The sequence below is a fragment of the Streptomyces sp. NPDC093261 genome (assembly GCF_044753645.1).
Classification (GTDB): Bacteria; Actinomycetota; Actinomycetes; order Streptomycetales; family Streptomycetaceae; genus Streptomyces.
Map to the genome: position 1 here is coordinate 131,946 of NZ_JBIVNO010000016.1, position 23,558 is coordinate 155,503.

Sequence of the window (23,558 nt, forward strand, 5' to 3'; positions counted from 1 at the left end):
GTCCGTACGGTGCGAGGCATGGGAACGAAGACAGCTGACGAGGCCGGGGCCGAGACCGGCACCCAGGCGACCAACGACGAGGGGAAGGTGGAGGCCATCGAGGGCCAGGAGCCGGCCGGAGGGGCCGGGGACGAGGAGCGGCCCGAGCAGCACGTCCCCGAGGAGCACGTCCCCGAGGAGCACGCCTCCGAGATGCACGAGCCCGACAGGCACGAGCCGGAGGGGCCTTCCGGGGTCGGTCAGGGGGCGGGCGCCGTCGTCGCGGCCGGGCTCGGCATCGTCTCCCTCACCGGCACCTGGGTCTCCACGGTGGCCTCCGCGCGGGAGACCCTCGTGGGCCAGCTGCGGACTTCGTCGCAGGCGAGCGTCGCCCAGCAGATCAAGGAGGTGTACGGCAACGCCTGGCACGCCACCGCGCTGTGGGGCGGCCTGTTCGCGCTGGCCGCACTGATCGTCGGCGTCGTCGTGCTGGCCCGCCCGGCGTTCGGGGCGCCCGGGAAGCCGCAGGCCCCGTGGATCAAGTCGGTCGCCTGGGGCGGTGTGGCCCTGGGCGTCATCGGGCTGCTCCTGGCCGTCCTCAAGTACACCGACATCCTGCTCGGACTGCCCTCCGCAAGCTGAGCCGACGCGGTCCCACCAGGGGCCCCGGGTCTTCCGCCGCGTCCCACGGTTCTCGGAAGCCCGGGGTCCCTTCGCGTGTCCGGGCGCCGACCGGCCATGAGCGGGGGCGTGGGCACGGCTGCCGCCGACGATCCGGAGGCCCGCCCGGCCTGAGCGGGACGCGCGCCACCGCGGCGGCTCCGGCCGCCATCCGACCGCGGCGCCCTACTCCACCTGCACCTCCAGGATGCGGTCGTCGGTCTTGGAGGCCTTGCCCCGGCCGTCCGTGTTGCTCGTGGTCAGCCACAGCCGGTTGCCGCCGGCCGCGACCACGGTGCGCAGGCGGCCGTAGGCGCCCTGCAGAAACGCCTGAGGGGGTGCCGACGCCTCGGTTCCCCTCAGCGGCACGCGCCACAGCCGCTGCCCGCGCAGGCCCGCCATCCACAGGGAGCCCTCGGCGTAGGCCAGGCCGCTGGGGGAGGCCATGTCGGTGTGCCACTGGGCGAGCGGATTGTGGAACCTGGGGTCGGCCGACTTCCCCTCGGCGACCGGCCAGCCGCCGTTGTCACCCGGTCTGATCGCGTTCACCTCGTCCCAGGTGTCCTGGCCGAACTCCGAGGCGAACAGCCGCTGCCTGTCGTCCCAGGCCAGGCCCTGGACATTGCGGTGGCCCAGGGAGTAGACGGCCGAGTCCCCGAAGGGATTGCCGGGGGCGGGTTCGCCGTCCGGCGTCATGCGCAGGATCTTGCCTCCCAGGGAGGCCCGGTTCTGTGCCAGGCCCCGGTCGCCGGATTCGCCCGTGCCCGCGTACAGCATGCCGTCCGGGCCGAACGCGATCCTGCCGCCGTTGTGGATCATCCCCTTCGGGATGCCCTTGAAGACGGTGTCGGGCGCGCCCAGCTGCTCACCGGCCGGCTTGTGCGCGTCGTACAGCATGCGCACGATGCGGTTGTCGGAGTCGGTCGTCAGGTAGGCGTAGACCAAGTGGTCCGAGGCATAGCCGGGGGAGAGGGCGATGCCCAGCAAGCCGCCCTCGCCGGCGGCAGAGACCCCGGGGACCGTGCCCAGCTCGGTCTTCTTCCCGGTCCTGTCGTCGATCCGCGTGATCGTCCCGTCGTCCCGGGAGGAGACCAGCAGTCCGCCGCCGGGCAGCGCGGCCAGGCCCCAGGGGGTCTTGAGGTGCTCGGCGACCGTCCGCACCACGCGGACCGATCCTTTCGCCGGCGGGACGTGCTCACCCGCCTGCCCGGGCGCGGACGCCCCCGGCGCCGTACCGCTCGACGAGGGGGCGCCGCCGGACGTGTCCCCGGAACCGGCGGAGCACCCCGCCGCCAGCACGAGCACGGCCGCGGCCGACACGGCCGCCACAGCTCGACGTCGCACGATCCAGGTCCCTTCGACGCGGGGATTCTTCCCTACTTACGAGGCGCGACGCCCCGGCGTTCCCCGGCGGCGGAGAATCAGCCGATCGGGTCAGTCCCACGACCTCTGTGCCGCCGGCAGGTCCGCGAGTTCCGCCAGGTCCTGCGGGGTCAGCCGCAGGCCGGGCGCGCCCGCGTTCTGCGCGACCCAGCGCTCCCGTTTCGCGCCCGGCACCGGGACCACATGCCGTCCCTGCGCCAGCACCCAGGCCAGCGCGACCTGGGCGGGCGTGACCTCCTCGCCGTGGCGGCGCGCCACCCGCCGCAGCCCGGCCACGATCGGCTGGTTGGCCGCCATCACCTCGGCGGTGAAGCGGGGATGGCGGGCCCGCAGGTCGTCCGGCTCGAAGCCCTCGCCCGGAGTCAGCGTGCCGGTCAGGAAACCGTTGCCGAGCGGCATCGCCGCGAGAAAGCCGACCCCGCGCGCCGCGCACCAGGGCACCAGCGCGTCCAGGGCCTCCGCCGACCACACCGACAGCTCGGCCTCCACCGTGCTCACCGGGAACACCTGCTGCACCCGCTCCAGCTGCCGGATCGTGCCGTCGTACAGCCGGGCCCCGGTCCGCCGTCCGCCCCGCACGCCCACCGCGCACAGCCCGAGTGCGCGTACCTTCCCCGCCCGCACCAGCTCGGCCATGGCGCCCCAGGTCTCCTCGACGGGTATCTCGGGGTCCGCGCGGTGCAGCTGGTACAGGTCGATGACGTCCGTCTGCAGCCGCCGCAGCGAGGCGTCGCAGGCCCGTTTCACATAGCCCGGGCGGCCGTTGGCCACGATGTGCTGCTCGCCCACCAGCAGGCCGACCTTGGTCGACACGAACGCCTCGGCACGCCGCTCCTTGAGCACCCGGCCCACCAGCAGCTCATTGGTGAACGGCCCGTACATGTCGGCCGTGTCGAGCAGCGTCACCCCCAGATCGAGCGCCCGGTGCACCGTCCGCAGCGATTCCTCGCCCCGCTGCCGCGAGCCCGAGTACGCCCAGCTCATCGGCATGCACCCGAGTCCGACCGCCCCCACCTCGAGCGTCGCCGCGCCGATCGTCCTGCGCTCCACCTGGCCGTGCCCTCCCTTTCCTGGCACCCCAAACTAACCAATGCGACCCGGGATCCTTCGCATAGCCTCCTGACATGACTGTCGACGTATGGCTTCCGTTCCGCACCGACGAGATAAGGGACCTCCCCGAGGGCTTGCGCTACCGCTTCTGGGACGGCGGTCGGGAGTTTCCCGCGGATCCCGCCGACTGCGCGTTCTATGTGGTGCCCTACATGAAGGGCAGCGAGGTCGCGGTGCGCCCCATGGCCGCCATGACGTCCGTCCGGGTCGTGCAGACGCTCTCCGCCGGTGTTGACCATGTCGAACCGGGCCTGCCCCTGCTGCCCGACGGGGTGCAGCTGTGCAACGCGCGCGGGGTGCACGACGCCAGCACTGCCGAACTCGCGCTGACCCTCATCCTCGCCTCGCTGCGCGGCATCCCCGACTTCGTCCGGGGACAGGACCGTGAGGAGTGGCGCTCCGGCTTCCGTCCCGCGCTCGCCGACAAGTCCGTCCTCATCGTCGGATACGGGTCCGTGGGCGCCGCCATCGAGGACCGGCTCGCTCCCTTCGAGCTCGCGCGGGTGGCGCGCGTCGCGCGCCGAGAGCGTGAGTCGCCGCGCGGCCTTGTGCATCCTCTCTCCCGATTGCCGGAACTGCTTCCCGACGCCGATGTGGTGGTGCTCGTCACGCCGCTCACGGAGCAGACGAAAGGCCTGGTCAACGAGGACTTCCTGGCCCGGATGAAGGACGGGGCGCTGCTCGTCAACGTCGCGCGCGGCGGTGTCGTCGACACCAAGGCGCTGCTGGCCGAGCTGGACACGGGCCGCCTCACCGCCGCGCTCGATGTCACGGATCCCGAGCCGCTGCCCGCCGGACACCCCCTGTGGCATGCGCCGGGTGTGCTGATCAGCCCTCATGTGGGCGGCCCCACGTCGGCGTTCTGGCCCCGTGCCACACGTCTGCTGAGCGCCCAGCTGAACCGTTTCGCGCAGGGGGAACCAATGGCGAACGTGGTGTTGGCGACCGGCGTCGAAGACCCGGCGCGCCGGGGCTGAGCGGGCGCCGGCGACGGCGCGGACGACGGCCCGTCAGCGCATGTTTCAAGCCGGCCCCACCGGCCGTGCGCGTGTCTCGCGACGGGGCGCACCCCCGGCGCGCGGGTCGACGGCTGTTGGCTCCCCGTCCGCTTCCAGTACGCTCCGCAGTCTCTCGTACGCAGTACGTACGCACATCCTGGCTGGTCGTCACTGAGCGTAGAGAATCTATGTCCCTGAGTGACGAGACTGGTGTATCGTCCCGGGCAGGGGCTGCGCCGCGCACCATTCGGCGCCGGGGACGGAACTTTCAGACATGCGAGGGGGGCGACGGGCGATGCACAGCCTATGGACGAACGATCCGACGCGGCGGAGTCGCGGGCTGCGACCCTGGCGAGCGGAAACGCGCAGACGCGGACACGGGGGCCACACGGGTCACAGCGGCCACGCCGGCCACAGCAGCCACCAGGGCGGTCATCAGCACCACCGCCGGCCCAGCGGCCGCAAGAGGCATGCGCACCCAGCGCACCGGGACCGGCAGGACCCGGCGGCGCCCCGGACCGGGAGGACCCGGTGAGCTCCCCCGGAGCTCTGCCGGCCCGCCGTCCGGCCCCGGGAGGCCGGACGCACCTGGTCCCGCAACTGGTCCTGGCCCTGGTGTGCGCGGGATACGCCGTCGGTTCCGCGCTCGACTGGGGCTGCCGGAGCGTCGCGCTCGTCATGGGCGACTTCGGACTGAGCGTCGCGGCGGGCACCGCGTCGGTCTCCTGTTTCGTCTACGCGCGGCGCAGCCGCAGCCGCTTCCGGCCCGCGTGGCTGCTGTTCGCGCTCTCCTCGGCCATGGCCGCGCTGGGCAACGGCGTCTGGGGCTGGTACGAGGTCATCCTCGACCGCCCCGTCCCCTCGCCGAGCTTCGCCGACTTCTTCTTCCTCTGCTTCGCTCCTCCCGCCATCGTAGGACTGCTCGTGCTCGCCAAAAGGCCCGTCACCAAGGCGGGTTGGGTATGCCTCGCGCTGGACGCGTGGCTCATCGGCGGCTCGCTGCTCACCCTGTCGTGGAGCCTCGCGCTTGCCCAAGCGGCGAAGTTCGACGGTCCGAGCGTCGCGCACACCGCCCTGTCGCTCGCGTACCCCCTGCTGGACATCGCCCTGATCAGCATGGTGGTCGCCCTGCACTTCCGGCGCTCGGCGGTCAACCGGTCGGCCGTCAACACCGCCATCGGCGCGCTCGCCCTGACCGTGATGTGCGACGCTCTGTTCACCTCGCCGCTGCTGCACAACAGCTACCACTCGGGCCAATTGCTCGACGCCGGCTGGTTCTCCGGCTCGCTCCTCCTCGCGTACGCCCCGTGGGTCGGCGTCCGGCAGCGGCTGCGGCGCGACCCCGCGCACACGCAGGCGGTGCGCGCACCCGCGCCCGGTCGGCGCCGGCCGGTCTCCGGGCGCACGGACCGGCGGGAAGGGCACGCGCCCGTGCTGCCGCGGCAGACGGGCCGCGCGCACACCCAGTCGCCGGGCCAGGACCGGTACCCGGTCGGCGTCCCTCAGGGATCCGACCGTGACCGCTACCCGGCCACGCGCCCGATCTCCGGATCGCTGGCCGCGCTCACGCCCTATCTGGCCGCCGCCGTCTGCACCCTGGGGATTCTCTACAACGTCCTCAACGGTCACAGCGTCGATCGCGTGGTGCTCATCACCGCCGGAGCCGTGGTGCTCGCGCTCGTCGTCCGCCAGGGCATCATGCTGCTCGACAACATCACCCTCACCCAGGAACTCGCACAGAAGGAGAACCACTTCCGCTCGCTGGTGCAGGGCTCCAGCGATGTCATCATGATCGCGGCGCCCAGCGGCATCCTCAGATATGTCTCCCCGGCCGCCGCGGGCGTCTACGGCCGCTCCGCCGAGGACCTGGTCGGAACCGAACTCGCCGCGCTCATCCACCCGGAGGACCTGGGCTGCGTGGTGCACGAGGTGCGCCGCTTCCTCGCCGCCAGCCATGCCGAGGAGCCCACCACCCGGATCGAGTGCCGCTTCCGGTCGGGCTACGGCGGCTGGCTGAACGTGGAGTCCACCGTCAACCGCCACGAGGGCGGCCTGATCTTCAACAGCCGGGACGTGACCGAGCGCGTGCGCCTCCAGGCACAGCTCCAGCACAACGCCGAGCACGACCCGCTCACCGACCTGCCCAACCGCTCCCTGTTCACCAAGCGCGTCCAGCAGGCGCTGTCCGGGCGCCGCGCCTCCGACCGCGGCCCCGCCCTGCGGAACACGGCGGTCCTCTTCATCGACCTCGACGGCTTCAAGGCGGTCAACGACACGATCGGGCACCAGGCCGGGGACGAGCTGCTCGTCCAGGCCGCCCGCAGACTCCAGGACTCGGTACGGCAGGGGGACACCGCGGCCCGCCTGGGCGGTGACGAGTTCGCGGCCCTCATCGTCGGCGACGGCACCCGCGACCGCACCGCCCACGAGAGGCACATCCTGGAGCTCGCCGACCGGCTGCGGGTCACCCTCTCGCAGCCGTACGACATCGACGGCAACGATGTCCGGGTGGCCGCGTCCATCGGTGTGGCCTTCGCGGAGCCGGGCCTGGGCGCGGGCGAACTCCTGCGCAACGCCGACCTCGCCATGTACCGCGCCAAGGCCGCCGGCAAGGGGCGCGTCGAGCTGTACGCGCCCCAGATGCAGCAGGACGTCGTACGGAAGACCGAGCTGGCCACCCGGCTGCGGGCCGCACTGCACGACGGCGAGTTCACCCTGCTGCACCAGCCCGTCGTATCGCTGGCGGACGGCCGGATCACCGCCGTCAGCGCCCAGGCACGCTGGCGCTCCTCCCAGGGCGTGCTCTTCACCGCCTCGGAGTTCCTGCGGGTCTCCGAGGACAGCGACAAGGCCGCCGAGCTGGGCCGGTGGACGCTCGAGGAGGCCGTGGAGCAGGCCGCCGAGCGCACCGCGACCGGGCTCGCCGTGCCCGTCGCCGTACGGATGAGCGCCCGCCGCCTGCTCGACCGCTCGCTGCCCCTCGGCTCCGTGGAGGGCCTGCTCACCCGGCACGGCCTGACCTCGGGCGCCCTGGTCATCGAGCTGTCCGACGTCGATCCGAGGGTCCCCCTGGACGAGTTGGAGCGCAGACTCGCCGCCCTGCGCAGGATCGGCGTCCGGGTCGCGCTGGACGGACTGGGCAGCGGCTACGCGGCCATCACGGCGCTGCGCCGGCTCCCCGTCGACGTACTGAAGCTCGACCGGGGCCTGGTCGAGGGGGTCGTGGAGTCCGCGCGGCTGTACAAGATCACCAGCGGGCTGCTGCGCATCGCCACGGATCTCGGTCTCCAGTCGGTCGCCGACGGGGTGGATCTGCCCGAACAGGTCGTCGCCCTGCGTGCCATGGGGTGTACGCACGGGCAGGGCATGGCATTCTCGGGACCGCTGGACGAGTACCGGCTGCGCCGGGCGCTCACTTCCGGCCACTGCCCCGTGCCGCATGGCCCGGTGGAGCCGGCGCCGGCGTTCGCGGTCGGGGGAGCGACGCTGTACACGAGCGGTGTGCCTGCGGTTTTCGGCGGTGGGAGCGCCCTACGCTCACATAATGAGACTCCCGTCCCACCCACTTGACAGTGATGGCGTGCCGGGGGGAGGGTCAGTGCCATGCGCACCCGAATTCTCGTACTTGGACAGCGCGTCGGCTGAGCTGGGACCCACCGGACATGAACCGGAACACCCAGCGACCACTCCCGGCGCGCTCCCCTCGCTTGCCTACCGGCACGAGGGGTTTTTTGTTGCACACGCACCAGTCGAACAACGCCCGAACCTCGCAAAAACCCTCAGCATCGAGAAGAGAATGCCGATGACCGAGCAGGCCACCGGGGCCCATCACCCGCAGCCGCGGCCCCGATCCGGAGGACACCAGTCCGCGCCCGAGCACGTGACGGGTGCGCAGTCCCTCATCCGCTCTCTCGAGGAGGTCGGCGCCGACACGGTATTCGGCATTCCCGGCGGTGCGATCCTTCCCGCCTACGACCCGCTGATGGACTCCCGGCGGGTGCGGCACGTGCTGGTGCGGCACGAGCAGGGCGCGGGCCACGCGGCCACCGGCTATGCCCAGGCCACCGGCAAGGTCGGCGTCTGCATGGCGACCTCGGGTCCCGGCGCCACCAACCTGGTCACGCCCATCGCGGACGCGCACATGGACTCGGTGCCGCTGGTCGCGATCACGGGCCAGGTCGCCTCCAAGGCGATCGGCACCGACGCCTTCCAGGAGGCGGACATCGTCGGCATCACGATGCCGATCACCAAGCACAACTTCCTCGTGACCAAGGCCGAGGACATCCCCCGGACGATCGCGGAGGCCTTCCACATCGCCTCCACCGGCCGCCCGGGACCGGTCCTCGTCGACATCGCCAAGGACGCCCTCCAGGCGCAGACCACCTTCAGCTGGCCCCCCGCGACCGACCTGCCCGGCTACCGCCCGGTGACCAAGCCGCACGCCAAGCAGATCCGCGAGGCCGCCAAGCTGATCACCTCCGCCAGGCGGCCCGTCCTCTATGTCGGCGGCGGCGTCCTGAAGGCCAAGGCCACCGCCGAGCTGAAGGTCCTCGCGGAACTCACCGGAGCGCCCGTCACCACCACCCTGATGGCGCTCGGCGCATTCCCCGACAGCCACCCGCTGCACGTGGGCATGCCGGGCATGCACGGTGCGGTCACCGCCGTCACCGCGCTGCAGAAGGCCGACCTGATCGTCGCCCTCGGAGCCCGCTTCGACGACCGCGTCACCGGCAAGCTGGACAGCTTCGCCCCGTACGCCAAGATCGTCCACGCCGACATCGACCCGGCGGAGATCGGCAAGAACCGGGCCGCGGACGTGCCGATCGTCGGGGACGCGCGGGAGGTCATCGCCGACCTGGTCCAGGCCGTCCAGAAGGAGCACAGTGAGGGCCACAAGGGCGACTACACCGCCTGGTGGAAGGACCTGAACCGCTGGCGCGAGACCTACCCGCTCGGGTACGACCTGCCGGAGGACGGCTCACTGTCCCCGCAGCAGGTCATCGAGCGCATCGGACAGCTCGCGCCCGAGGGCACGATCTTCGCGGCGGGCGTCGGCCAGCACCAGATGTGGGCCGCGCACTTCATCCAGTACGACAACCCCGCCAGCTGGCTGAACTCCGGCGGTGCCGGGACGATGGGCTACGCGGTCCCGGCGGCGATGGGCGCGAAGGCCGGCGCCCCGGACCACACGGTCTGGGCCATCGACGGCGACGGCTGCTTCCAGATGACCAATCAGGAGCTGACCACCTGCGCCCTGAACAACATCCCGATCAAGGTCGCCATCATCAACAACGGCGCCCTCGGGATGGTCCGCCAGTGGCAGACCCTCTTCTACAACCAGCGGTACTCCAACACCGTGCTGCACTCCGGCCCCGCGGCCGACGGCAAGCAGCCGAGCGCCGGCACCCGCGTCCCCGACTTCGTGAAGCTGTCGGAGGCCATGGGCTGCTACGCGATCCGCTGCGAGTCCTCGGAGGACCTCGACAAGGTCATCGAAGAGGCGAACTCCGTCAACGACCGCCCGGTGGTCGTCGACTTCATCGTCCACGAGGACGCCATGGTGTGGCCGATGGTCGCCGCCGGCACCTCCAACGACGAGATCATGGCCGCCCGGGACGTCCGCCCCGACTTCGGCGACAACGAAGACGACTGAGAGAGAGCTGAGTGAGAACCATGTCCAAGCACACCCTCTCGGTCCTCGTCGAGAACACGCCCGGCATCCTCGCCCGGATCGCCGCCCTGTTCTCCCGCCGCGGTTTCAACATCGACTCGCTCGCGGTCGGTGTCACCGAGCACCCCGACATCTCCCGGATCACCATCGTGGTGAATGTCGAGGACCTGCCGCTCGAACAGGTCACCAAGCAGCTCAACAAGCTCGTCAACGTCCTGAAGATCGTCGAACTGGAGCCGTCCCAGGCCGTTCAGCGCGAACTCGTTCTGGTGAAGGTGCGCGCCGACAACGAGACGCGCTCCCAGATCGTCGAGATCGTCCAGCTGTTCCGTGCCAAGACGGTGGACGTCTCCCCGGAGGCCGTCACCATCGAGGCCACCGGCAGCAGCGACAAACTGTCCGCGATGCTCAAGATGCTGGAGCCGTACGGCATCAAGGAGCTGGTCCAGTCCGGCACGATCGCGATCGGCCGTGGCGCCCGTTCGATCACGGACCGGTCGCTGCGCGCCCTCGACCGGTCCGCCTAGGACTTCCGGGACCATTCCCGTACGACCGGAAACGGGCGGCAGGCAGTCGGCCGCCCGTATACCGAGACCCCGAAACTTCCCTTCTCCCCGCCGTCATACGGTGGGACGCACCGTCCGTACACAAGGAGAGAACCCAAAGTGGCCGAGCTGTTCTACGACGCTGACGCCGACCTGTCCATCATCCAGGGCCGCAAGGTCGCGGTCATCGGCTACGGCAGCCAGGGCCACGCCCACGCGCTGTCGCTGCGCGACTCGGGTGTCGACGTGCGGGTCGGTCTGCACGAGGGCTCCAAGTCCAAGGAGAAGGCCGAGGAGCAGGGCCTGCGCGTGGTGACCCCGGCGGAGGCCGCCGCCGAGGCCGACGTCATCATGATCCTGGTCCCGGACCCGATCCAGGCCCAGGTCTACGAGGAGTCCATCGCCCCGAACCTGAAGGACGGCGACGCGCTCTTCTTCGGCCACGGCTTCAACATCCGCTTCGGCTTCATCAAGCCCCCGGCCGGCGTGGACGTCTGCATGGTCGCCCCGAAGGGTCCGGGCCACCTGGTGCGCCGCCAGTACGAGGAGGGCCGCGGCGTTCCCTGCATCGTGGCCGTCGAGCAGGACGCCACCGGCAACGCCTTCGCCCTGGCCCTCTCCTACGCCAAGGGCATCGGCGGCACCCGCGCCGGCGTCATCAAGACGACCTTCACCGAGGAGACCGAGACCGACCTCTTCGGCGAGCAGGCCGTCCTGTGCGGTGGCACCTCCGCCCTGGTGAAGGCCGGCTTCGAGACCCTGGTCGAGGCGGGCTACCAGCCAGAGATCGCATACTTCGAGTGCCTCCACGAGCTGAAGCTGATCGTCGACCTCATGTACGAGGGCGGCCTGGAGAAGATGCGCTGGTCGGTCTCCGAGACCGCCGAGTGGGGCGACTACGTCACGGGCCCCCGCATCATCACGGACGCCACCAAGGCCGAGATGAAGAAGGTCCTCGCCGAGATCCAGGACGGCACGTTCGCCCGCAACTGGATGGACGAGTACCACGGCGGTCTGAAGAAGTACAACGAGTACAAGAAGCAGGACTCCGAGCATCTGCTGGAGACCACCGGCAAGGAGCTGCGCAAGCTCATGAGCTGGGTGAACGAGGAGGCGTAAGCCTTACGGCCGGGGGACCGGAGCACTCCGCTCCGGTCCCTTCGGCGAACCAGGGGTAACGTCGGGAAGAGACGTTGTCCACCCCGTCCAGCCACGGACGGGTGATCCTTCCGCAGCGGCGCAAAATGACGCTTGCGGCGCCACTACACTGCTGCATAACAATCGCGTTCAGGCCCACAGCGTCGTGCGTCTTCCACGCGGCTAGCACCCCTCCACCGCCTGCGGCCGTCGGGACGGCCGTCCGCATTGGACATGTGAGGACTCACGTGAGCTCGTACTCCAGCCGAAAAGCCACGGTACTCATCGCTGAAGAGCTGTCGCCCGCGACCGTCGACGCACTCGGTCCGGACTTCGAGATCCGGCACTGCAACGGCGCGGACCGTGCGGAGCTGCTGTCGGCGATCGCCGACGTCGATGCCATCCTGATCCGCTCCGCGACGAAGGTCGACGCCGAGGCCGTCGCCGCCGCGCGGAAGCTCAAGGTCGTCGCGCGAGCCGGCGTCGGCCTGGACAACGTGGACGTCTCCGCGGCCACCAAGGCCGGCGTGATGGTCGTCAACGCCCCCACCTCGAACATCGTGACCGCCGCCGAGCTGGCCTGCGGTCTGATCATCTCCACCGCCCGCAACATCCCGCAGGCCAACGCCGCGCTGAAGAACGGCGAGTGGAAGCGCAGCAAGTACACGGGCGTCGAGCTGGCCGAGAAGACCCTCGGCGTGGTCGGCCTCGGCCGGATCGGCGCGCTGGTCGCACAGCGCATGTCCGCGTTCGGCATGAAGGTCGTCGCCTACGACCCCTACGTCCAGCCCGCCCGAGCCGCGCAGATGGGCGTCAAGGTGCTGTCCCTGGACGAGCTGCTCGAGGTCTCCGACTTCATCACCGTCCACCTGCCGAAGACCCCCGAGACCCTCGGTCTGATCGGTGACGAGGCGCTGCACAAGGTCAAGCCGAGCGTCCGTATCGTCAACGCCGCGCGCGGCGGGATCGTCGACGAGGAGGCGCTGTACTCGGCGCTCAAGGAGGGTCGCGTCGCGGGCGCGGGCCTGGACGTGTACGCGAAGGAGCCGTGCACCGACTCGCCGCTGTTCGAGCTGGACCAGGTGGTGTGCACCCCGCACCTGGGCGCCTCCACGGACGAGGCGCAGGAGAAGGCGGGCATCGCGGTGGCCAAGTCGGTGCGCCTCGCGCTCGCCGGCGAGCTGGTCCCGGACGCGGTGAACGTGCAGGGCGGTGTGATCGCCGAGGACGTCAAGCCGGGTCTGCCGCTCGCCGAGAAGCTCGGCCGGATCTTCACCGCGCTCGCGGGCGAGGTCGCCGTCCGGCTCGATGTCGAGGTCTACGGCGAGATCACCCAGCACGACGTCAAGGTGCTCGAACTGTCCGCGCTCAAGGGCGTGTTCGAGGACGTCGTGGCCGAGACGGTCTCGTACGTCAACGCGCCGCTCTTCGCCCAGGAGCGCGGTGTCGAGGTACGCCTGACCACCAGCTCGGAGGCCACCGACCACCGCAACGTGGTCACCGTGCGCGGCACGCTCGCGGGCGGCGAGGAGGTGTCGGTGTCCGGCACGCTGGCCGGCCCGAAGCACCATCAGAAGATCGTGGCGGTGGGCGACTACGACGTGGACCTGGCCCTCGCGGACCACATGGTGGTGCTGCGCTACACCGACCGCCCGGGTGTGGTCGGCACGCTGGGCCGCATTCTCGGCGAGGCCGGCATCAACATCGCGGGCATGCAGGTCGCCCGTGACATCGCGGGCGGCGAGGCCCTCGCGGTCCTCACGGTCGACGACACGGTGCCGCAGAACGTCCTGACGGAGGTGGCCGAGGAGATCGGCGCGACGTCCGCCCGCTCGGTGAACCTGGTCTGAGGTTGCCGTGCGTGATGCGGTGACCGCCCGTTGAGGTTGCCGTTCCGGGGGCTCCGCCCCCGCCCCCCGTTCATCCCGAACGGGCTCGTCCACACACGCCGGACGGGCTGGTCAAGCCGGCCCGTCCGGCGTTTTTCCGTGCTCCGGATGCTCTCAGGCGGAGACCCGCTCCGGCTGCGCGGCCGTGGTCTGCCGTACATGGATCCGGCGCAGTGTCGCCGCCGCCGCGACCGCGGCCCCCGCGAGGAGTACCGCCCCGGCGATCGCCGCCCCGTGCATCCCGCTGGTGAACGCCTCCCGCGCGGCCGCCGCCAGCGCGTCGCCCGCCTGACCCGGGAGCCGGCCGGCCACGGCCAGCGCACCGCCCAGCGTCTCGTGGGCCGGGGCCGGTGCCGAGGCAGGGATCTCATGGCGGTAGACCGCCGTGCCGATCGAGCCGAGCACCGCCATGCCCAGGGCGCCGCCGAACTCCGCGCCCGTCTCCAGGAGGGAGGAAGCGGAACCCGCCCGCTCGACCGGAGCCGCGCTCAGGGCCAGGTCCGTCATCTGGGAGATGGCGACGACGATCCCGGAGGAGAGCACGCCGCACGCGCCCAGCACCAGCCAGAGCGCATGGGAGCCGGCGAGGGCGAGCATCCCGTAGCCGACCGCGGCGATCGCGAAGCCCGCGCAGACGACATAGGCCCGGTTGACGCCCTTCTGCACCAGTTGGGTCGCGACCGGGGCCGCCATGCCGATCGGCACGGAGGGCAGCAGGGCCCACAGGGCCGCCTCCATCGCGCTCTTTCCGAGCACCGACTGCAGATACTGCGTGGTGAAGAACGCCGAGCCCATGATCGCGAAGGACGAGACGAGGTTCAGCACCACGGCGGGGGCGAAGCCCCGTCCGCGGAAGAGGGCCGGGGAGATCATCGGCGAGGCCGTGGTGCGCTGGCGGTGGACGAACAGCGCCGCGAAGAGCAGGCCCACGGTGATCGAGACGACGTACCGGACGTGCCAGCCCTCCGATGGGATCTCCTTGAGGCCGTAGATCACCGGGAGCACCGCCGCCATCGACAGCGGGACGCCGAGAAGGTCGAAGCGGCCGGGCGCCGGGTCCTTCGACTCCGGGAGCAGGAAGGGGCCGAGGACCAGGAGCAGGGCCATCGCCGGAAGGTTGACCAGGAAGACCGAGCCCCACCAGAAGTACTGGACGAGGACGCCGCTCAGCACCGAGCCGAGCGCGATACCGGCCGTCATCACTCCGGACCACGTCCCGATCGCCTTCGCACGCTGGGCGGGATCGGTGAACATCGTGCGGATCAGCGCCATCGTGGACGGCATGAGGGTGGCGCCGCCGATGCCGAGGACCGCGCGGGCGGCGATCAGGGTCTCGGCGCTGTTCGCGTACGCCGCCGCCAGTGAGGCGCCCCCGAACGCGGCGGCGCCCATGAGCAGCAACCTGCGGCGGCCGATGCGGTCGCCCAGCGAGCCCATCGTCATCAGCAGCCCGGCGAGGACGAAGGCGTAGATGTCGAAGATCCAGAGCTGCTGGGTGCCGCTCGGTTCCAGGTCCGCGCTGATCGCCGGGATGGCGAAGTAGAGGACCGAGACGTCCATCGAGACCAGCAGCAGCGGAAGAATCAGGACGCCGAGGGCGGTCCATTCACGGTGGCCCGCCCGGGTGGCCGAGGTCGTGGTGGTGCTCGTCGAGTTCGTCATGACAGCGAATGTACGGGCGTATTAGACGCTTGTATAGGACGCATGTGTAAGTCGTGCGTCTAGGACGCCTGTATGGATCGGCGCTAGGGTGGACGGCATGGGACACCGTGAGGATCTGCTCGAAGGCGCCAAGCGCTGCCTGCTGGACAAGGGCTTCGTGCGCACGACCGCGCGCGACATCGTCAGGGAGTCGGGCACCAACCTCGCTTCGATCGGCTACCACTACGGCTCGAAGGACGCGCTGCTGGTGCAGGCGTACGTCTCCCTCGTCGAGGAGATGGGCGACCGCTTCGAGCCGGGCTGGGGAGCGGGCGGGACGACCCAGGCGCCCCCGGGTTCGCTGGAGCGCTTCGGGGAGGTGTGGTCCAACGTCATCCGGACACTGCCCGAGTCACGGGCGGTCTGGCTGCTGAGCTTCGAGCTGATCCTCCAAGGGGACCGGCTGCCGGAGGTGCGCAAGCTGCTGATCGAGGCGCAGGAGGAGGGTCGCTCAGGGCTGATTCCGCTGTTCACCGACATCCCGGAGGCGGACCTGGACAAGGAGGCCGTCGACACCGAGGGCCGCTTCTACCAGACCCTTCTCCAAGGCCTCATGGTGCAGTGGGTGTTCGACCCGGACTCGGCCACCGGCGCGGAACAGCTCACCGAAGGGCTCCGCCGCGTGCTCAAGGCGGCCGGCAGCCGGGCCTCCTAGAGCCGCGCCCCTTTCAGTGCCATGTGCAGCAGCAGGCGATCCTCGCCGTCGTCCAGGTCCAGGCCGGTGAGCTGCTCGACGCGGGAGAGGCGGTAGTAGAGGGTCTGGCGGTGGATGCCCAGTTCCGCCGCGGTGCGGCCCGCCTGGCCCGCGCAGTCCAGGAACACCTCCGCCGTGCGGGCCAGTTCCCGGTGGGCGGGGGAGAGCAGGACGCGTACGGCGGGGTCGCGGGCCGCCTCGGGCGGGAGCGACGTCAACAGGCGGTACGGCCCGATCGCCGACCACTGCGCCACCGGGCCCAACCGGGGCTCCGCCAGGGCCGCGCGGGCCGCCGCCGACGCCTCCTGCCAGGCGGTGCCCAGCTCGGTGAGGCCATGGCGGGCGCCGGCCACCCCGGCCGCCGTCCGCCTGCCGCCCCGGGTCCCCTCCGCCTCCCGCAGCAGCCGCGTGGCCGCTGTGAGCGCCGGGGCCGGCACGTTTGCCGAGCGCAACCGCACCAGCAGGGCCAGGCTCTGGCCGCTGCTGCCCCACGGCACCGTGCACAGCGCGGTCGCGGCCGGGATCGTACGGACCGAAGGGGCGTCGTCCGGATCGGCCGAGGGCCAGGGGGCGACGCAGACCATCGTGAGCAGGCCCTCGCCGCGCGCGCCCAGCGCCGTGCGCAGCTCGGCCACCGCCGCCTCCTGGTGCCAGCCGGGCTCGGCGGTCAGTACCGCGCGCAGTTCGCGGGTCAGATCCGCGCCCGCCTGCACCTCGTCGGCGAGCAGCGCGCCGATGCGGGCGGCGACCTCCATCGCGGCGGACAGCTGTGCCTCGGACGGGCCCGGCTCGTCCGCGAGCAGCCACACATAGCCGAGGACGACACCCCGATGGCGTACGGGCAGACAGATCCGTCCCCGGTAGACACCCGCCTCAGGAGTCGGCGGAATGCGCACGGGGCCGGTGGCGCGGGCGATCCCGAAGCCCTCGAACCAGCTGCGCACCGCCGCCGTGGAGCGGCGCGTCAGGATCGAGCGGGTGCGGACGGGGTCGAGGGACGCCTCGTCGAACTCACCGTCGCCGCTGTCGTAGGCGGCGAAGGCGATCAACTCGAAGTCCCGGTTCTCCAGGGTCGCGGGGGCGCCGAGCAGCGCCGAGATCTCGTCGACGAGTTCCTGGTAGTCGCCCCGGCCCGGCTTGAAAACATCCGCCACACGGGCATTCTCCCGCATTTCAGCACCCCGCTCATACAGATGTCTGAGATCCAGGGCACGGATGCGTGACAGCTGTCGATGGCCGACGATCTGAGCAATCCATAGGTTTCACAGTGGTTCTCCGTGCCGTACCCGAATGGTCGGGATTCGGCCTCCTGTTGCCCTTGTGGAGGTGCCCCGTGCTGGGTCCCGTGATTCTCGCCGCGTCGCGCAGCGACCGGATGCGCCGTCTGATCTCGGCCGCACCGGTGACGAAGCCGGTCGTCGACCGCTTCATCCCCGGTGAGACCGTCGGCGAGATCGTCCCGATCATCGAGGAGCTCACCGGCAAGGGCCTCGAGGTCACCATGGACGTCGTCGGCGAGGACATCACGACCCCTGAGCAGGCCGCGGCCGCACGGGACGCGTACCTGGAGCTGATCGGCCGCCTCAAGGAGCTGGGGCTCGGCCCGAAGGCCGAGATGTCCGTCAAGCTCTCCATGTTCGGCCAGGCCCTTCCCGGCGGCCACGAGCTGGCCCTCGCCAATGTGCGCCCGGTCGTCGAGGCCGCCGCCGCGATCGGCACCACGGTCACGCTGGACGCCGAGGACCACACCACCCTCGACTCGATGTTCGCCATCCACGAGGAGCTGCGGAAGGACTTCCCGGCCACCGGCTGCGTGATCCAGGCCTACCTCTTCCGCACCGAGGCCGACGCCCGCCGTCTCGCCGCGAGCGGCAGCCGGGTGCGTATCGTGAAGGGGGCGTACAAGGAGCCCGCGTCGGTCGCGTACCAGAACAAGCACGAGATCGACAAGGCGTACGTCCGCATCCTGAAGACCCTCATGGAGGGTGAGGGATACCCGATGATCGGCTCCCACGACCCGAGGATCATCGCCATCGCGCAGGACATCGCCCGGCGCGCCGGGCGCAAGCTCGACGAGTACGAGTTCCAGATGCTGTACGGCATCCGCAGCGAGGAGCATGTGCGGCTGGCCGCCGAGGGCCACCGCATGCGCGTCTACACGGCCTACGGCACCGACTGGTACGGCTATTTCATGCGCCGTCTGGCCGAGAAGCCGGCGAACCTCCGCTTCTTCGCCCGCTCGGTCCTCACCAAGAGCTGACACCCACCCGCTCGCAAAAGGAGTTACGGAACCCATGGACGCTGTGACCCAGGTCCCCACCCCCGTCAACGAGCCGGTGCACGGCTACGCCCCCGGTTCGCCCGAGCGCGCCCGGCTGGAGACCAAGCTCAAGGAGCTGGCCGACAACCCGATCGACCTGCCGTGCACCATCGGCGGCGAGAAGCGCATGGGCGGCGGCGAGCCGTTCCAGGTCGTGCAGCCGCACAACCACCAGGCGGTCCTCGGCACCCTGCACAACGCCACCCGGCAGGACGCGCGGGACGCCATCGACGCGGCCCTCGCCGCCGCCCCCGCCTGGCGCGCGCTGTCCTTCGACGACCGCGCCGCGATCATCCTGCGCGCCGCCGAGCTGCTGGCCGGTCCCTGGCGCGAGACCATCGCGGCCTCCACCATGCTCGGCCAGTCGAAGACCGCCCAGCAGGCGGAGATCGACAGCCCGTGCGAGCTGGTCGACTTCTGGCGCTTCAACGTCCACTACGCCCGCCAGATCCTGGCCGAGCAGCCCCCGGCCAACTCCCCGGGCGTCTGGAACCGCCTCGACCACCGCCCGCTGGAGGGCTTCGTCTACGCGATCACCCCGTTCAACTTCTCGGCGATCGCGGCCAACCTGCCCACCGCCCCCGCCCTCATGGGCAACGTGGTGGTCTGGAAGCCGTCCCCGACCCAGACCCACGCCGCGGTGCTGCTGATGCAGCTGCTGGAGGAGGCGGGCCTGCCCAAGGGCGTCATCAACCTCGTCACCGGTGACGGCATCGAGGTCTCCGAGGTCGCCCTGGCCCACCGCGATCTCGCCGGCATCCACTTCACCGGTTCGACCAAGACCTTCCAGTACCTGTGGAAGACCGTCGGCAACAACATCGAGAAGTACCGTTCCTACCCTCGCCTGGTCGGCGAGACCGGCGGCAAGGACTTCGTGGTCGCGCACCCGAGTGCCGACCGGGCGGTCCTCAAGACGGCGCTCACCCGCGGTGCCTTCGAGTACCAGGGCCAGAAGTGCTCCGCGACCTCGCGCGCGTACATCCCGGCCTCCGTCTGGAACTCCGGCTTCAAGGAGGAGTTCACGGCCGAGGTCGACTCCCTGGCCATGGGTGACGTCACCGACCTGTCGAACTTCATCGGCGCGGTGATCGACGAGCGTGCCTTCGCGAAGAACAAGGCCGCCATCGACCGCGCCAAGGAGGACCCGACCTGCACGATCGTCGCGGGCGGCTCCTACGACGACTCGGTCGGCTACTTCGTCCGGCCGACCGTCATCGAGTGCACCGACCCGGAGAACGAGGTCTTCACGACCGAGTACTTCGGCCCGATCCTCGCGGTGTACGTCTACGAGGACGAGAAGTACGACGAGATGCTGACCCAGATGGAGTCGGTCTCCGACTACGCCCTCACGGGCTCGGTCATCGCGAACGACCGCGCCGCGGCGGCGTACACGGCCGAGCGGCTGCGCTACGCGGCGGGCAACTTCTACATCAACGACAAGTCGACCGGCGCCGTGGTCGGCCAGCAGCCCTTCGGCGGCGGCCGCGCCTCCGGTACCAACGACAAGGCGGGCGCCCCGCAGAACCTGCTGCGCTGGACCCTGACCCGCGCCATCAAGGAGGCGCTGGTGGCGCCGACCGACTACACCTACCCGCACATGGGCTGACGGCCCCCCTGAGCACCGCCCCCGCCCCGGGCCTTGACCCCCGGGGCGGGGGCGGTCTTCGTATGCGGCCCTCGCAGGTCATACGAACAGTGGGGCAGAGGGTCGGGGCGAGAGTGCGGGGCCGTGGTCGGGGGGATGGGGAGCCTCTCCCTGTCGCAGTCATCCGATGACTGTGAGCGAGCTGACGCTTTATGTGCATGTCAAGGCGAGAGGTGGCTTGATACATCGGATTAACGGTCAGACACGTGAGGAGTGGGCACGTACGAGAACTAGGGGGAAGGTCATACTGGTCCGGTGGCCACCCGTCTGCGCACCGTGCACACTGCCGACCTCGACCCCGCCGAACTCGGCGCCGCCCGCGCCCTGTTGGACGAGGCCTTCGGAGGGGACTACGACGACGAGGAGTGGGAGCACGGGCTCGGCGGGCTGCATGTCCTCGTGAGCGACGAGCGGGGGCTCGCCGCCCATGGGTCCGTCATCCAGCGGCGCGCCCGCTACCGGAAGCGCTGGCTGCGCGTCGGGTATGTCGAGGGCGTGGGGGTGCGCCCGGACGTGCGGCGGCAGGGGCTCGGCGGGCGCGTCATGGCCGAGATCGAGCGGATCGTCGACGGCGCCTACGACTTCGGCGCGCTCTCCGCGAGCGACGAGGGCGCCGCGCTGTACCGGGCCCGGGGGTGGCAGCTCTGGTCCGGCCGGTTGTGCGCCCTCGGCCCGCGCGGCGTGGTCCGTCTGCGCGACGAGGAGGACTGCACCTTCGTACGCCCGGCTGCCGCGGGACCGCTCAACCCGAAGCACAAGCTGGTCTTCGACTGGCGGGACGGCGACGTGCTCTGACGGGCGGCGGCGTCGCGGGGCGGGTCACGGCGGGGGTGGACCGGTCCGCCGTCTCAGATAGTAGGAAGTCCGAGTAATCGTGGAGACAGACGCCCGGTCCTCGCTTAGCTTTGAAGGAGCCGAACGTCTCGCTCGATCCAGCGAATGGCGGTCGTGAGCCGGGCCCGATGCAGGTCACCCCTGCGGCGCCGCTCCCCGCCCCTCCGGCGTCTCGTATCCCCTTGTCCGCACTCCCGGATATCGAAGGAGTCGATTTCCCATGGCCGAGACGACCGCCCGCCGCCGAGTCCGTCACGTTTCCCGCACGAGTGAGTCCGACCGCAAGAACGCCGCCGCCGCGCTCCAGCGCGCCCTCGACCGCCGGGACAACGGCGGCGCGACGGGCCACTGAGCCGCCGTAGAGCGACGCGTTCCGAACCGGGAGCCGCGCCCGTGGGGTGCGGCGCGGTCTCACACACCGCGCCGCACCCCGAACCGAGCCGTACGGGTGGACCGCGGAGGACACGGAAGCGCCACCATGTCCGTATCCCGGACACCCCGTGTCATTCCATGGGACAAGGAGTACGGTGCCGTCATGTCTCGCAGCATCAATCTCGCAGTGATTCCCGGTGACGGCATCGGCCAGGAGGTCGTGGCCCAGGGGCTGAAGGTCCTCTCCGCCGTCCTTGCGCAGGATGTGAAGCTGGAGACCAAGGAGTACGACTTCGGCGCCCGGCGCTACCACGCCACCGGTGAGACCCTCACCGACGCCGACCTGGAGCAGCTGAAGCGGCACGACGCGATCCTGCTCGGCGCGATCGGCGACCCGTCGGTCCCGTCCGGCGTCCTGGAGCGCGGCTTCCTGCTCAAGCTCCGCTTCGCCTTCGACCACCACGTCAACCTGCGGCCCTCCAAGCTGCTCCCCGGCGTCGAGACCCCGCTCGCGGGCCAGCCGGAGATCGACTTCGTCGTGGTCCGCGAGGGCACCGAGGGCCCGTACACGGGCAACGGCGGCACCATCCGCACCGGCACCCCGCACGCGGTCGCCACGGAGGTCTCGCTCAACACCGCGTTCGGCATCGAGCGCGTCGTGCGCGACGCGTACGCCCGCGCGCAGGCCCGCCCCCGCAAGAAGCTGGCGCTCGTCCACAAGAACAACGTGCTCGTGCACGCCGGTCACCTGTGGACGGACATCTTCAACACGGTGGGCGAGGAGTTCCCCGAGGTCACCACCGAGTACATGCACGTCGACGCGGCGACGATCTACCTCGTCACCCAGCCCGAGCGCTTCGACGTGATCGTCACCGACAACCTCTTCGGTGACATCATCACCGACCTCGCCGCCGCCATCTCCGGCGGCATCGGGGTCGCCGCCTCCGGCAACATCAACCCGTCCGGCGCGTTCCCGTCGATGTTCGAGCCCGTGCACGGCTCGGCACCCGACATCGCGGGCCAGGGCAAGGCCGACCCGTCGGCCACCGTCCTGTCCGTCGCCCTCCTGCTGCGCCACCTCGGCTACGAGGCCGAGGCCGCCCGCATCGAGGAGGCCGTCTCCGCCGACCTCGCCGAGCGCGTGGGCAAGCCCGCCCGCACCACCGACGAGATCGGCGACGCGCTCGCCGTACGAGTAGCCGGCTGACCCGCCCGCCGCTCACATCCTGAGAAAGGCCGCCGGGTCGCAACGCGCCCGGCGGCTTTCGCCTGCCCGTCGCCGGGTGTCACCATCGACCCACTCCTGGGCCATCCCCAGGGCCGCATCCACCCCGTTTCACCCCCGGCTGCCGGCTTCCTTCCGGCAGGGGAACTCCCATCGACTCCCCGCTTGCGATAATCGAACGAGGAGCCGCGGTATGAGGGAATGCTCGGACGTCCTCACACCTGCCGCTGGAGGTATGGGCGTGAGCGCGGCCCGTCAACACAACCGGTGAAGGACAACCACACATGACGACGCCCACGATCGAGCTGAAGCCCTCGGCCAACCCGCTCTCCGACGCGGAGCGGGAGGCCATCCTGGCCAACCCCGGGTTCGGCCGCCACTTCACCGATCACATGGTGACCATCCGGTGGACCGAGGGTCGCGGCTGGCACGACGGCCAGCTCGTTCCGTACGCCCCGATCTCCCTCGACCCCGCCACCAACGTTCTGCACTACGCGCAGGAGATCTTCGAGGGCCTCAAGGCGTACCGCCGGCCCGACGGCTCGGTGGCCACCTTCCGCCCGGAGATGAACGCCCGGCGCTTCCAGCGCTCGGCCCGGCGCCTGGCCATGCCCGAGCTTCCGGTCGAGACCTTCATCGAGGCCTGCGACCTGCTCGTCCAGCAGGACAAGGCGTGGGTCCCGGCGCACGGCGGCGAGGAGTCCCTGTATCTGCGCCCGTTCATGATCGCCACCGAGGTCGGTCTGGGCGTCAAGCCCGCCAACGAGTACCTGTTCATCGTCATCGCCTCCCCGGCCGGCGCCTACTTCGCGGGCGGCGTCAAGCCGGTCTCCATCTGGGTCTCGGAGGACCGGGTCCGTGCCGTCCCGGGCGGCATGGGCGACGCCAAGACCGGCGGCAACTACGCGGCCTCCCTGCTCGCGCAGGCCGAGGCGGCGGCCAAGGGCTGCGACCAGGTCTGCTACCTCGACGCCGTGGAGCACAAGTGGGTCGAGGAGCTGGGCGGCATGAACCTGTACTTCGTGTACGGCAACAAGATCGTCACCCCGACGCTGTCCGGCTCGATCCTGGAGGGCGTCACCCGTGACTCCCTCCTCACCGTGGCGCGCGACCTCGGCTACGAGGCGCAGGAGCGCCGCGTCTCGATCGACGAGTGGCAGGCCGACTCCGAGAACGGCACCCTGACCGAGGTCTTCGCCTGCGGCACCGCGGCGGTCATCACCCCGGTCGGTACGGTCAAGCGCGCGGGCGCCGAGTGGAAGCAGTCGGGCGGCGAGCCGGGCGAGGTGACCGTGAGGCTCCGCGAGGCCCTGCTGGACCTCCAGCGCGGCACCCGCGAGGACACGCACGGCTGGATGCACCCGCTGGGCTGATCCGCCCGCGCCGTACGCCGTA

At 70.7% G+C, this 23,558-nt stretch carries 18 protein-coding genes; 14 read left to right on the forward strand and 4 right to left on the reverse strand.

Going from position 1 to position 23,558, the window contains the following annotated elements; genetic code table 11:
- Positions 1-18: 18 nt before the first annotated feature.
- On the forward strand, positions 19-621 hold the full coding sequence (locus tag ACIP94_RS28455; protein ID WP_402431639.1) for a hypothetical protein: 603 nt from the start codon (positions 19-21) through the stop codon (positions 619-621).
- A 204-nt stretch (positions 622-825) separates the two neighbouring features.
- Here ACIP94_RS28455 and ACIP94_RS28460 read toward each other — a convergent pair whose 3' ends face one another.
- Both ACIP94_RS28460 and ACIP94_RS28465 read right to left on the reverse strand, forming a co-directional pair.
- Positions 826-1,983 carry a PQQ-dependent sugar dehydrogenase gene (locus tag ACIP94_RS28460; RefSeq protein ID WP_402431642.1) on the reverse strand — a complete coding sequence of 386 codons (1,158 nt, stop codon included), beginning with the start codon at positions 1,981-1,983 and terminating at the stop codon, positions 826-828.
- Between the two features lie 90 nt (positions 1,984-2,073).
- Positions 2,074-3,072, reverse strand: coding sequence for an aldo/keto reductase (locus tag ACIP94_RS28465; protein WP_402431645.1), 999 nt, complete (start codon positions 3,070-3,072; stop codon positions 2,074-2,076).
- A gap of 74 nt (positions 3,073-3,146) precedes the next feature.
- Between ACIP94_RS28465 and ACIP94_RS28470 the strand changes: the two genes are divergently transcribed.
- The 6 genes from ACIP94_RS28470 (at position 3,147) to serA (ending at position 13,333) form a co-directional block, all read left to right on the forward strand.
- Positions 3,147-4,109 (forward strand): 2-hydroxyacid dehydrogenase, encoded by a 963-nt coding sequence (locus tag ACIP94_RS28470; protein WP_402431648.1) that lies wholly within the window; start codon positions 3,147-3,149, stop codon positions 4,107-4,109.
- A gap of 327 nt (positions 4,110-4,436) precedes the next feature.
- Entirely contained in the window at positions 4,437-7,700 is a 3,264-nt protein-coding gene (locus ACIP94_RS28475; protein ID WP_402431651.1) for an EAL domain-containing protein, read from the forward strand.
- Between the two features lie 226 nt (positions 7,701-7,926).
- Entirely contained in the window at positions 7,927-9,783 is a 1,857-nt protein-coding gene (locus tag ACIP94_RS28480; RefSeq protein WP_402431654.1) for an acetolactate synthase large subunit, read from the forward strand.
- Between the two features lie 20 nt (positions 9,784-9,803).
- Positions 9,804-10,328: an acetolactate synthase small subunit gene (gene ilvN, locus ACIP94_RS28485; protein WP_166002432.1), complete on the forward strand. Its 525-nt coding sequence runs from the start codon at positions 9,804-9,806 to the stop codon at positions 10,326-10,328.
- A gap of 138 nt (positions 10,329-10,466) precedes the next feature.
- Positions 10,467-11,465: a ketol-acid reductoisomerase gene (ilvC, locus tag ACIP94_RS28490; protein ID WP_402431657.1), complete on the forward strand. Its 999-nt coding sequence runs from the start codon at positions 10,467-10,469 to the stop codon at positions 11,463-11,465.
- A 266-nt stretch (positions 11,466-11,731) separates the two neighbouring features.
- A complete protein-coding gene (gene serA, locus ACIP94_RS28495; RefSeq protein WP_402431660.1) occupies positions 11,732-13,333 on the forward strand; it encodes a phosphoglycerate dehydrogenase in 1,602 nt (533 codons plus the stop codon).
- 153 nt (positions 13,334-13,486) lie between these two features.
- On the opposite strand, the gene ACIP94_RS28500 is transcribed toward serA, so the two are convergent.
- A complete protein-coding gene (locus tag ACIP94_RS28500; protein ID WP_402431663.1) occupies positions 13,487-15,034 on the reverse strand; it encodes an MFS transporter in 1,548 nt (515 codons plus the stop codon).
- A 97-nt stretch (positions 15,035-15,131) separates the two neighbouring features.
- On the opposite strand from ACIP94_RS28500, the gene ACIP94_RS28505 reads away from it, so the two are divergent.
- Complete coding sequence (locus ACIP94_RS28505; RefSeq protein WP_402431665.1) at positions 15,132-15,728, forward strand: TetR/AcrR family transcriptional regulator; 597 nt, start codon at positions 15,132-15,134, stop codon at positions 15,726-15,728.
- On the opposite strand, the gene ACIP94_RS28510 is transcribed toward ACIP94_RS28505, so the two are convergent.
- Positions 15,725-16,939 (reverse strand): PucR family transcriptional regulator, encoded by a 1,215-nt coding sequence (locus tag ACIP94_RS28510; RefSeq protein WP_402431668.1) that lies wholly within the window; start codon positions 16,937-16,939, stop codon positions 15,725-15,727. The genes ACIP94_RS28505 and ACIP94_RS28510 overlap by 4 nt on opposite strands.
- A gap of 161 nt (positions 16,940-17,100) precedes the next feature.
- Here ACIP94_RS28510 and ACIP94_RS28515 point away from each other — a divergent pair, with 161 nt between their 5' ends.
- The 6 genes from ACIP94_RS28515 to ACIP94_RS28540 all read left to right on the forward strand — a co-directional run bounded on the left by ACIP94_RS28515 (position 17,101) and on the right by ACIP94_RS28540 (position 23,536).
- The gene (locus tag ACIP94_RS28515; protein WP_402431671.1) at positions 17,101-18,027 is read left to right on the forward strand and encodes a proline dehydrogenase family protein; all 927 of its coding nucleotides are present in this window, start codon (positions 17,101-17,103) and stop codon (positions 18,025-18,027) included.
- A 34-nt stretch (positions 18,028-18,061) separates the two neighbouring features.
- Complete coding sequence (gene pruA, locus ACIP94_RS28520; RefSeq protein ID WP_402431674.1) at positions 18,062-19,693, forward strand: L-glutamate gamma-semialdehyde dehydrogenase; 1,632 nt, start codon at positions 18,062-18,064, stop codon at positions 19,691-19,693.
- Between the two features lie 294 nt (positions 19,694-19,987).
- Complete coding sequence (locus ACIP94_RS28525; protein WP_402431677.1) at positions 19,988-20,527, forward strand: GNAT family N-acetyltransferase; 540 nt, start codon at positions 19,988-19,990, stop codon at positions 20,525-20,527.
- A gap of 259 nt (positions 20,528-20,786) precedes the next feature.
- Positions 20,787-20,918, forward strand: coding sequence for a hypothetical protein (locus tag ACIP94_RS28530; RefSeq protein ID WP_103838047.1), 132 nt, complete (start codon positions 20,787-20,789; stop codon positions 20,916-20,918).
- A 183-nt stretch (positions 20,919-21,101) separates the two neighbouring features.
- Positions 21,102-22,145 (forward strand): 3-isopropylmalate dehydrogenase, encoded by a 1,044-nt coding sequence (locus tag ACIP94_RS28535; RefSeq protein WP_402431680.1) that lies wholly within the window; start codon positions 21,102-21,104, stop codon positions 22,143-22,145.
- 302 nt (positions 22,146-22,447) lie between these two features.
- Entirely contained in the window at positions 22,448-23,536 is a 1,089-nt protein-coding gene (locus tag ACIP94_RS28540; protein WP_402431683.1) for a branched-chain amino acid aminotransferase, read from the forward strand.
- Positions 23,537-23,558 lie beyond the last annotated feature (22 nt).